At 43.0% G+C, this 12,030-nt stretch carries 5 protein-coding genes and 1 pseudogene; 2 read left to right on the plus strand and 4 right to left on the minus strand.

The annotated features are described in order from the left end of the window. Window positions 1-5 precede the first annotated feature (5 nt). Window positions 6-2,942 (plus strand): aminomethyl-transferring glycine dehydrogenase, encoded by a 2,937-nt coding sequence (gene gcvP / locus QI031_RS10840; RefSeq protein WP_281485174.1) that lies wholly within the window; start codon window positions 6-8, stop codon window positions 2,940-2,942. Between the two features lie 109 nt (window positions 2,943-3,051). Here the strand turns inward: gcvP and QI031_RS10845 are convergent, their stop codons facing one another. Then, on the minus strand, window positions 3,052-3,438 hold the full coding sequence (locus QI031_RS10845) for a putative toxin-antitoxin system toxin component, PIN family (protein WP_425526016.1): 387 nt from the start codon (window positions 3,436-3,438) through the stop codon (window positions 3,052-3,054). 75 nt (window positions 3,439-3,513) lie between these two features. Beyond that, a complete protein-coding gene (locus tag QI031_RS10850; protein ID WP_190935193.1) occupies window positions 3,514-3,738 on the minus strand; it encodes a type II toxin-antitoxin system HicB family antitoxin in 225 nt (74 codons plus the stop codon). Window positions 3,739-4,007: 269 nt separating this feature from the next. Between QI031_RS10850 and QI031_RS10855 the strand changes: the two genes are divergently transcribed. Then, the gene (locus QI031_RS10855; protein WP_281485175.1) at window positions 4,008-7,454 is read left to right on the plus strand and encodes a CHAT domain-containing protein; all 3,447 of its coding nucleotides are present in this window, start codon (window positions 4,008-4,010) and stop codon (window positions 7,452-7,454) included. 272 nt (window positions 7,455-7,726) lie between these two features. Here QI031_RS10855 and QI031_RS10860 read toward each other — a convergent pair. Both QI031_RS10860 and QI031_RS10865 read right to left on the minus strand, forming a co-directional pair. Then, a pseudogene (locus QI031_RS10860) lies at window positions 7,727-7,915 on the minus strand (hypothetical protein); the annotation flags it as partial. 135 nt (window positions 7,916-8,050) lie between these two features. After that, on the minus strand, window positions 8,051-11,641 hold the full coding sequence (locus tag QI031_RS10865; RefSeq protein WP_281485176.1) for a DUF4082 domain-containing protein: 3,591 nt from the start codon (window positions 11,639-11,641) through the stop codon (window positions 8,051-8,053). Window positions 11,642-12,030 lie beyond the last annotated feature (389 nt).

Here is a 12,030-nt window from a genome sequence, read left to right on the forward strand (position 1 = left end):
TATCTGTGGTAATTTATGCTTCTATTCCTGAGTCTAGCGATCGCTCAATGCTAGACGAAAGAAGTCAAAAATTAAGTTATTTTACGCAAAGACATATTGGAATTGACTCCAATGACATTCAGCAAATGCTTGATGTTTTGGGGTTTACTAGCTTAGATGCCCTCATTGAACAAACAGTACCTCAGGCAATCCGGTTGAATAAACCGCTACAGTTGCCTGAAGCCCAAAGCGAATACGCAGCACTAGCAAAGTTAAAACGAATTGCTGCAAAAAATCAGGTTTGCCGTTCATACATTGGTATGGGATATTACGACTGCATCACTCCGGCTGTGATTAGCCGTAATATCTTAGAAAATCCTGGTTGGTATACTGCCTACACCCCCTATCAGCCAGAAATTGCCCAAGGCCGACTCGAAGCGCTGCTAAATTTCCAAACCATGATTATTGACTTGACAGGTTTAGAAATTGCCAATGCTTCCTTACTCGATGAAGCTACAGCCGCAGCAGAAGCTATGAGCATGAGTTATGGTGTTAGCAAAAATAAAGCAAATGCCTATTTCGTCTCTGGTGATTGTCATCCCCAAACTATTGATGTGTTGCAAACACGGGCTAAACCTTTAGGAATTGAGATCATTATCGGCAATCATCAAACATTTGATTTTGAACAACCGATTTTTGGGGCAATTCTGCAATATCCCGCCAGTGATGGCACTATTTATGACTACCGCGCTTTTATCGCAAAAGCCCATGCTAAGGGTGCATTGGTGACGGTAGCAGCAGACCCATTGAGTTTAACTTTATTAACACCGCCTGGTGAATTTGGCGCTGATATTGCTGTGGGCAGTACCCAGCGTTTCGGTATTCCCTTGGGGTTTGGGGGACCTCATGCAGCATACTTTGCGACAAAAGAAGAATATAAACGGCAGGTTCCAGGAAGAATTGTAGGTATATCAAAAGATGCTCAAGGTAAGCCTGCATTGCGTCTAGCTTTGCAAACCCGCGAACAGCATATCCGCCGCGAAAAAGCAACTAGTAATATTTGTACAGCCCAGGTGTTGCTGGCAGTGATGGCGAGTATGTATGCTGTTTATCATGGGCCAGATGGACTCCTAGCAATAGCTCAGAGAATACATTACCTGACTTTGATTCTGGCAGAGTGGTTGCAGCGACTAGATTACAGCATCAGTTCTAAACCTTTCTTTGATACGCTACGGGTAGAGTTAGGAACTAAATCTCTACAAGAAATTCTACAAGCTGCTGAAGCCCGTCAAATTAATCTGCGTATTGTTGATACATCAATTGTTGGTATCTCACTGGACGAGACTACCACATTGGATGATGTACGAGAAATATGCCAAATTTTTTCTGGAACAGATGAGCTAGGGTTTGTTTTGAATGTGCAAGAGATGGAATGGATAATTCAGCAATCAGGCTTAAAAGATGAACGTTTTAACCGCCAAAGTGATTACCTTACCCATCCCGTCTTCAACCGCTATCACTCAGAAACTGAGTTGTTGCGATATTTACACAAGCTAGAAACTAAGGATTTATCTTTAACTACATCGATGATTCCTTTGGGGTCATGCACAATGAAGTTGAATGCAACATCTGAGATGATTCCAGTGACTTGGGAAGAATTTGGCAAAATACACCCATTTGCCCCCCCAACTCAAACACGGGGTTATCAAATTTTGTTTGGGCAACTGGAAGCATGGTTAGCTGAAATAATCGGTTTTACCGGAGTTTCTCTACAGCCTAACGCGGGTTCTCAAGGTGAATACGCAGGACTTTTAGTGATTCATCAGTATCACGAAAGTCGTGGGGAAGAACACCGCAATATCTGTTTAATTCCTCAATCTGCACATGGAACTAATCCAGCAAGCGCGGTAATGTGTGGCATGAAGGTAGTTGCCGTTGCTTGTGATGTGGAAGGTAATATTGACCTTGATGATCTGAAAGCAAAGGCAGAAAAACATACCCATGAACTTGCTGCCTTGATGGTGACATATCCCTCAACTCATGGCGTTTTCGAGGAAGCAATTCAGGAAATTTGTGCTGTTGTGCATAGCCACGGCGGACAAGTTTACATGGATGGGGCGAATATGAACGCCCAAGTCGGAATTTGCCGCCCTGGTGATATTGGCGCAGATGTCTGTCATTTGAATCTGCACAAAACATTCTGTATTCCTCATGGTGGTGGCGGCCCTGGTATGGGGCCAATTGGTGTTGCTTCTCATCTTGTGCCATTCTTACCCGGACACTCGGTAGTAGGGAATAGGAAAGGCGCTAATACTCAACATATTGGTGCAGTTGCGGCTGCACCTTGGGGTAGTGCTAGTATCTTAGTAATTTCTTGGATGTACATTGTAATGATGGGTGCTGCTGGTTTGACGCAAGCAACTAAGGTGGCAATTCTCAACGCTAACTACATCGCCAAGAGACTTGAAAATTACTATCCTGTTTTATATAAAGGGAAAAATGATTTAGTTGCCCATGAGTGCATTTTAGATTTAAGAGCGCTCAAAAAATCTGCAAGTATCGAAATCGATGATATTGCTAAGCGTTTAATGGACTACGGTTTCCATGCGCCGACGGTCTCTTGGCCTGTAGCAGGAACTATTATGGTGGAACCAACAGAAAGCGAATCGAAAGAAGAGTTAGATCGTTTTTGTGATGCCATGACTGCGATTCGTCAAGAAATTGCGGAAATCGAATCAGGCAAGATGGATGTTCAAGATAATCTTTTGAAGAATGCACCCCATACCGCAGAAAGTCTCATCGCTGGAGAATGGACTCATCCCTATTCTCGTGAACAAGCTGCCTACCCTGCGCCTTGGACTCATGAACATAAATTCTGGCCGGCTGTTGGTCGAATTGACGCTGCTTTTGGCGATCGCAATTTTGTTTGTTCTTGTCTACCAATGGAGGCTTATTCGTCTTAAACTGGTGCTGTAATTAGATTTCGCTCAATCAGATCCCCGACTTTTTTGAAAAGTCGAGGATCTTTATAGTAGCGGATCTTATGTAGGCGATCGCACTCAGGCAGTAAGATTATAATTTTGAATCTGGTAAGTAACGACTAAGAAAATCTTGTGGAGTTAAAATTGGGATTCCGTTAAATTCTATCAACACCAATAAATCTAAATCACCAGTAATAATTGCTTCAGCATTTGCCACGACAGCCGCAGCCAGAACTACGGTATCTTTTGGATCACGCAATTGAGGAGAATCTACAGAAATAGTTGAACAATCATTTGATAAACTCTGAACTACAGACATCAAATCCTCAACTGTATAACTTCTTTGTTGTAGTTGCAGCTGAAATTTATCACGTTTTAAAGTTATTTCTAGTTCCAATAATAAAAGTTCAGAGGTAAAGACATTAATTTGTTGATTTCTTGCTAAACGCAAAGTTTTACCAGGAACACCTCCCCACAATAAGGCTGAAATCCAAACATTGACACTGCATCTAATAAAAGTTTTTCCGCTTCTGTTGCAGTCAAACGTGGCAGCTTAGGCAACTTTTACCTCCAAGGTTATTGTGAATGTTTCCTTGTTCTGAAGTGCCTGTTTTTCTGAATTTGACAAGGTTTCTATATAAAGCTCAACTGCTTCTTTGATATTTGCCTGTACTTCTTCTAGGGAATCACCTTGAGATTGACAACCAGGAAGTTCAGGACAATAAGCATAATATCCATATTCATCTTTTTCGATCACAATGCTAACTTTATACGACATATCAAAGTTACCTTGACTCGTTCAATAACTATTATCACCTTTCATCCCCACCTCCGGTTAGGAAGCGTCAGAACGAGAAAATCAGGGTTTACCGATGAGTTCGTTGCAAAAACAGAAACCACAACCATAATCTTAAAGATCAACCGTAAAATCAACATAAAGTTTCAGCAATATTACTGGCGACAATTAAATAATTTACTGATAATCGGAATTGATGCCGACAGGATAGGGCTGCAAATAATCACTGATTAAGGTTGTGAGGCTAAAGAATGAAGAGAAGTGCAAAGTCTCAACGAGTTTGTTGGTGGTTTATACCAAAATTGACTCGCTACAGTTTAACTTTGTTGCTGAGTGCGGTAATGCTTGCTGATGCTGTGGGGGCGACACCGAGAAACCGAGGGTTGCAGATAGCACAGCAGCCAGGAACCACTCAACAAAATGCCACTCGCGCTGCTGCAAAACAGGTTTCTCAAGTTCTCCAACGGCCAAAATTTCCCCCACTGCCAAAAAGTCCCCCAATACCAAAAGTGTCCCCACAACCTCCAAATGCCACTCGCGATGCTGTAGAATGGATTTTTCCAGTTATCCAACTACCACAATTTCCCCCACAGCCTCCAAATGCCACTCGTGCTGCTGCGGAACGGGTTTTTCAAGAAGGTTGGGAACTTTATCAACAAGGTACAGCAGAATCACTGCGACAGGCGATCGGGAAATTGCAAGAAGCGCTGAAGCTTTGGCAACAAGTTGATGATAAACCCTGGGAAGCTATCACCCTCAACAATATTGGCAGAGTCTACGACTTATTAGGAGAAAAGCAACAAGCGCTTAAATACTACAACCAAGCTTTACCCATATTCCGTGCAGTGAAGGACGGAAGAGGAGAAGCCACCATCCTCAACAATATTGGCTTAGTCTACAACTCATTAGGAGAAAAGCAACAAGCGCTTAAATACTACAACCAAGCTTTACCCATAAGCCGTGCAGTGGAGGACAGAAGAGGAGAAGCCACCATCCTCAACAATATTGGCTTAGTCTACAACTCATTAGGAGAAAAACAAGAAGCGCTCAAATACTACAACCAAGCTTTACCCATACTCCGTGCAGTGGAGGACATGGGAATGGAAGCCATCACCCTTAGCAATATTGGCGGTGTCTACAACTCATTAGGAGAAAAGCAACAAGCACTCAAATACTTAAACCAAGCTTTACCCATACACCGTGCAGCGAGGGACAGAAGAGGAGAAGCCACCACCCTCAACAATATTGGCTTAGTCTACAACTTATTAGGAGAAAGGCAACAAGCGCTCAAATACTACAACCAAGCTTTACCCATAAACCGTGCAGTGGGGGACAGAAGAGGGGAAGCCACTACCCTTAACAATATTGGTAATGTCTACAACTTATCAGGAGAAAAGCAACAAGCGCTTCAATACTTCAATCAATCTTTACCCTTAAGTCGTGCAGTGGGGGACACAATAGGAGAAGCCGCTACCCTCAGCAATATTGGCAATGTCTACGACTCATTAGGAGAAAAGCAACAAGCGCTCAAATACTACAACCAAGCTTTACCCATAAACCGTGTAGTGGGGAACAGGGGAGGGGAAGCCACCACCCTCAACAATATTGGCAGTGTCTACAACGATTTAGGAGAAAAGCAACAAGCGCTTCAATACTTCAATCAATCTTTACCCTTAAGTCGTGCAGTGGGGGACACAATAGGAGAAGCCGCTACCCTCAGCAATATTGGTAATGTCTACAACGATTTAGGAGAAAAGCAACAAGCGCTTCAATACTACAACCAAGCTTTACCCTTAAGTCGTGCAGTGGAGGATACAAGAGGAGAAGCCACCATCCTCAACAATATTGGCAGTGTCTACAACTCATTAGGAGAAAAGCAAAAAGCGCTCAAATACTACAACCAAGCTTTACCCATATTCCGTGCATTGGGGGACAGGGGAGGAGAAGCCAACACACTCTCTAAGATGGCTTTGCTAGAACGCGATCGCGGTAATCTAGAACAAGCCCAAACACAGATTCAAGCAGCTATTGAAATCATTGAAGATTTACGCACCAAAATAGCTGACAAAGAACTACGCACTTCTTACTTTGCCTCAGTCCAAGACTACTACAAGTTCTACACTGATCTTTTGATGGAACTGCACAAAAAAGACCCATCAAAAGGATACGATGGTTTGGCACTGCAAGTTAGCGATCGCTCCCGCGCCCGTGGTCTAATTGAACTATTAACCGAAGCAAATATAGACATCAAAAAAGGCATTAACCCACAACTTTTAGCAGAAGAACGCCGTTTGCAAGAACAAATCAATGCTCAAGAAAAATTATTATCAGAACTAGCAAGTAAAAAAGAAACCCCAGAACAACTTTTAACCAACACTAAACAAAAAATTCAAGACTTACTCAAACAACAGCGAGAACTTGAAGTTAAAATCCGCGCCAATAACCCAGAATATGCTGATTTGAAATATCCCCAACCTCTGACTCTCAAAGAAATTCAGCAACAACTTGATCAAGACACACTGTTATTGCAATATTCCTTAGGTGAAGAACGTAGCTATCTTTGGGCTGTCACACCCAACTCTCTCCATAGCTATGAACTTCCAGGACGCGCACAGATAGACAAAGCAGCCAAGAATTTATACAATAATTATTTAAGAAATCCTGGAATACTCGGAGCTTCTCCAGAAGAAACAGCTAAAGCTGTAGAAGAAACGGCTAAAGCTGCTAATCAACTCAGTCAGCTTATTCTTGCACCTGTTGCTGATAAATTGGGGCAAAAACGCTTAATAATTGTTGGTGATGATGCTTTACAATACATTCCCTTTGCGGTACTAACTACATCAACCAAAGCCGGGGATGGGTCAGATTATACACCATTGGTGGTCAACCATGAAATTATCTCTCTACCTTCCGCCTCCACCATTGCCATTCTAAGAAAACAAACCAAAGGGCGCACAAAAGCACCGAAAACCCTAGCTATCCTTGCAGACCCAGTATTTAGCGCTAACGATGTGCGAGTTACTGGCAAATCTTCCAACGTTGCCGATAATAACCTTGACTTGCAACTAGAAGAATCTGCCCTGAAGCGGTCTACTAGAAACATCAACCGCAGCGAAATTGAAAGACTCGAAGGCACAGAAAAAGAGGCACGGGAGATTCTCAAACTTGTCTCACCTTCAGAGAACATCCAAGCCTTTGGTTTTGATGCTAACTACAACTGGGCTACCAATTCCCAACTGAGTCAATACAAGATGTTGCATTTTGCTACCCACGGCTTCTTAGACAGCACTGAACCAGAGTTATCAGGAATTGTCCTTTCGTTGATAGATAAACAAGGTAAATCCCAAAGAGGCTTTTTGCGTCTGACTGATATCTTTAACCTCAACTTCCCAGCAGAGTTGGTGGTGCTAAGTGCTTGCGAAACTGGGCTAGGTAAGGAAGTTAAAGGAGAAGGGCTAGTAGGGTTGACAAGAGGACTAATGTATGCTGGGACAACGCGGGTAGTAGTGTCTTTATGGAACGTTGATGATGAAGCGACATCGTTATTGATGAGTCAATTTTACAGCCAAATGTTGAAGGAAGGGAAAACTCCGGCAGCCGCCCTTAGAGCCGCACAACTAAAAATGTGGGAACAAGAAAAGTGGCGTAATCCATACTCTTGGTCGGCTTTTACTCTGCTGGGTGAGTGGCGGGAATAATTAAAAATTAAAAATTAAAAATTAAAAATTGAACAGGGACAACGGGTAATCATTGGTTCAAAGGATGACCGGATTCCTATGACTAGCAGAGATTATCCTTGGTCGGCAGTTAGTAAAATTGAGGAGGTAGGTACTGACGGTAGCGGTTACGGTTGCAGCAAAATTAAGGACTAAAGTCCTGACTACGAACTTACTTATGACATATTACTGAGAAACTAATTGTGCATTTAATACTTTGGTAATGCGATCGCTTGTAAATTCTAAATGAGCTATGCTTCTCCAGGTAAGGTTTTTAATTCTATATCCTGTAAATGATTGAGACGATCGCTATTAAACAGCGATCGCAGTACTGTACTTTGAAATTTGAGAATGCGATCGTGAATTGAATAATCAAGCCTGTTGTTAGATATAGGGCTACCCCAATGTTGCCAGCGTGATGGTGCTAGCTGATTCAATAATTGCAATAAGATTCTTCCAATTGAAGATAAAGTCAATAACGATTTATTTGTTTAGTCATGAAATTTTCAATAAAGAAGCCTCAAAATCTTGTATTCTGAGGCTTCTTTATTGTTGATGACTAAATTGAAATCGGTGTTCTAGTTTGCACTAAAGACGATATCCACCCAGTAGTTGCTTGACTGGTAAGTAGAGTTAGGGAAGACAGAGTTCGAGCTATAGTTATAAACGCCATTGCCTCCACTTGCTCCATTGCTGAGAGCGTGCAGTGGTGGATTATCTACACCACTATTAAAGTACCCCTCATCTACAGAGTAGTGTCCAACATTGGTGTGATAGGACGCTATATATGTAGTGTTTGCGGCAATCGCTACTGGAGTAGCAAAGTTAACCTGCTGCCAACCTGAAGCAGTTTCATTACTGAAAGTTGCTCTAGCTAACTGCGTACCACTATTACTCCATAAAGTGGCAACATGAGTACCTGTATTGATCGTACTCTTGTAAAACCGAATGCCAGTAATTGAACCACTGACATCTGAACGGAATTTAACGCCAACTTCTATAGCAGTATTATCAGGGTCTGACAATACAGTAGGGGTTACTGTGTTATTCCAGATATTACATGATGAACAGGAAGATGATGCTGCTGTGGTGAATGACCAACTATAGTTTGCTGCCAAAGCATTACCTGCTTGGTCTTTGACTCCACTTGTTCCACCTTTGACGGTAGCAGTATAAGTCGTTGCAGCTGCTAGTGAGCTACTTGGTACGAGTGTCACCGTACGATTGGCAGTGTTGTAAGTGACATTAGCTGATACTAAAGCATTGTTCGCTCCCCGTAACTCAAATGTACTACTATTAACTGTTGCTGAATCCATTGCTTCGTTGAAAGTAGCTGTAATACTTATGCCATTACTTACTCCTGTCGCTCCGTTACTAGGAGTCGTCGAACTTACAGTTGGTGGTGTTGTGTCGGCAGATGCTGTAGTGAAAGACCAAATGTAGTTTGCTGCTAAGGCATTACCTGCTTGATCTTTTACTCCTGTTGTCCCACCTTTAATAGTAGCTGTATAAGTAGTTGAGGCTGTTAGTGAGCTACTTGGTATGAGTGTCGCTATACGATTAGCGGTGTTGTATGTAACATTGGCTGATACTAAAGTATTGTTCGCTCTTCGCAACTCAAATGTACTACCATTAATTGTTGCTGAATCCATTGCTTCGCTGAAAGTAACTGTGACACTTGTGCCATTACTTACCCCTGTAGCTCCGTTACTAGGAGTTGTAGAACTTATAGTTGGGGGTGTTGTGTCAGAGGTTGTGGCAGTTGTGAATACTACGTCAACCCAGTAGTTACTCGAATTATATGCATCTGTGGGAAAGGCAGGAGTCGAAGTATATTTATAAACGCCGTTGTTTCCACTAACTCCGTTACGTAGAGCATGTAACGGTAGAGTATCTACACCAGAATTAGCAAAGTAACTCTCATCTACAGAATAGTGACCAACATTAGTATGATAAGACGCTATATACGTAGTGTTGGCAGTAATTGCCACTGGAGTACTAAAGTTCACTTGTTGCCAACCTGAGGCAGTTTCACCAGTAAAAGTTGCAGTCGCTAACTGTGTACCACTACTGCTCCACAGGCTACCTACATGAGTACCTGTGTTGCTGTTGGCTTTATAAAACCGGATGCCAGTAATTGAACCACTGACATCTGAACGGAACTTAACACCAACCTCAATCGCACTGCTATCAGGATCTGCGACTACGGTAGGAGTTGCTGTAGTATCCCAAATACTGCAAGAAGCTGGAGCCGGAGGACATTGACGTGTTCCTACGTTGATGGTAACGCTTGCTCCAGGATTTTCAATATTACCGCTATCATCGATCGCTCGGCTTTTGATAGTGACTGATCCAGCAGTTTCAGGTATCCAGCTGTAGCTCCAGTTAGCACGACCCACAGCCGGATGCCATGTCGTGCCATTGTCTACAGATACTTCAACACCACCAACGACACCACCGCCGATATCAGTCGCAGTACCACTGATTGTCACTTGACTGTTAGTTGCTACAGTTGTACCCGCAGTTGGCGAGGTAATTGTTGAGCTGGGAGTGGTTGTATCATTTGAGGCTGTGGCTAAAAGCAAACCGGATTGCAAAGTGGCTGGTTGCACACCCATATCAGCAAACAAGTTAACTGTTGCTTGCCGCATCCGCGCATCTGGTGTTGAATCACCTCGGTCTGGATTATCGTGATTGACATCTAAACCCCAAGACCACTGTATTGTTCCAGAACCAAACACTAATGCCCCACTACTATGCTTATACAATGTCAAGTGGTGAGTCGCTGTACCTGAAGCATAACTAGACCCGTAATCTTGTAGAACTTCGACACCGTTGGCTACGGTCGTTGACAGGCGAATCAAACCAGGAGGGCGGAACCCATTATCAGAGTCTTCATCCCATTCGTAACCCAGAGTGCCACCAGCTAATGTGGTCGTATTACTTGCTGTAGCAATACTGGTGTTGCGCCAGAAGCGCATCTTGCCATCAGCCGCAGGTACTTGAATAGCTCTAGTCCCGCCGTTGACTTTGAATATTGTTCCACTCAGGGCGTTTTCAGGACGGCCACCGTCAGCTGGTGGACTAAAACGCGGGTCGCGCCAAGTGCCAGTCCAGGTGGGTGGGTCTTGTGGATCGATGACTGCGTTAGCCTTTGTTTCTTTGTAAGTAACCAAGGTACGATAGGGTGTCACCGAAGGATCAATACTGTTTTCCCATCGGGTTTTCCAGAAGATTTCGTTACCGCTAAAGAACGCTAAATTAGTACCAGTATTTCTCGCTGCTTCGACGTTAGCGCGTTGATTGTTTGACCAGTACTCATCATGAGCAACTGAGAGGAAGACCTTATGGTTGCGAATTAAATTACCACGGCGATCGCTATCTACTCCAGTAAAATAGCTGACATTATAGCCATTAGACTCCAGCCAGCGAACCATCGGATATTCGCCATTGAAAAGCCAATCTTGACCATTATCAACTATGCGGGTATTAAACGGACGGTTGTAGCTGACCTTGTATGCTCTACCATCAGGTGATCCTGTATATAAACTATTGCCACCGTAGTTGTTATAAGCTTGCCAAGTAGTATCAGAGGTCTGAAAGAGCAGATCAGAAGTACTAGCATCGTCTCGAACAATAAAGACAATATGGCTAGCTCCTCCAGTATCTGAACGCACAACTTTTGCAAAGTAAATCCCTGATGTGGCATTTGATGGCACATTCCACGAAGCAGATACTGCCCAGTTACCACAATCAATCAGTCCAGTTGCTGCATTGTTGAGGCAGCTCGGTTGATTTTGCGACTGTGTTAACGAACGCTGGACAGTTGCTACTTTACGCGCACCTCTACCGGTGTAGTAGCCTATGCGGTAAATATCTAGGCGGTAATTAGTAGCATTTGTTTTGATTTTGAAGGAAACAGTGTTTCCTCGATTGACGCTGATATCAGTAGCAAAACCTTGGATACTTTCATCACCGACACCAGTAATATCCCACTCAGTAGAAGGATTTCCAACTAGGCAGTTTTCAGCAACTATCGGGTTGGTTGGAGAGGTACAAGGATCAGCAGCAAGTACCCTCTGCATCTGCGGTTGAGAACCTAGATTCAGCCCTAACACTAAAAGTGTTGTTAGCATCATCAGGATCATCATGCGAGTCAACCTGTTCATTTAACCTCCTGCAAAGATATAGTAATAATTGATAAATAATGGCAGTGATATAGATGCCTATAACCTTGATTCATGATTAAAAATTAGGGTTATCTAAATGCGGTTGATATCTGCTGTCAACCTGAGATTTTATGATTAAAATCTCAATCAATTTTTAAAAGCAATTTTTGCCGACCTTTCATTTGTTCCTAACTTTTCTGAATTTGAATCTCTTCCCTAGTAGAGGCTACGGCATACACACAAATTAGGAAAAACTGATCCATATTGGCTTTAATTTGGTAGTTAAGTGTAGGTTGGGTTGAGGGTTCGCGTAGCGTCCCGTAGGGAAGCAAAACCCAATACTGGTCAGGATGTTGAGTCTCATTCTTCGACCCAACCTACGATTTATT

The organism is Halotia branconii CENA392 (assembly GCF_029953635.1).
Taxonomy (GTDB): Bacteria; Cyanobacteriota; Cyanobacteriia; order Cyanobacteriales; family Nostocaceae; genus Halotia; species Halotia branconii.

Bases quoted from the DNA above. Each gene is read 5' to 3' on its own strand.
- QI031_RS10865 (WP_281485176.1), bottom strand. From the start codon at position 11,641: ATGAACAGGTTGACTCGCATGATGATCCTGATGATGCTAACAACACTT.
- QI031_RS10855 (WP_281485175.1), top strand. From the start codon at position 4,008: ATGAAGAGAAGTGCAAAGTCTCAACGAGTTTGTTGGTGGTTTATACCA.
- QI031_RS10850 (WP_190935193.1), bottom strand. From the start codon at position 3,738: ATGTCGTATAAAGTTAGCATTGTGATCGAAAAAGATGAATATGGATAT.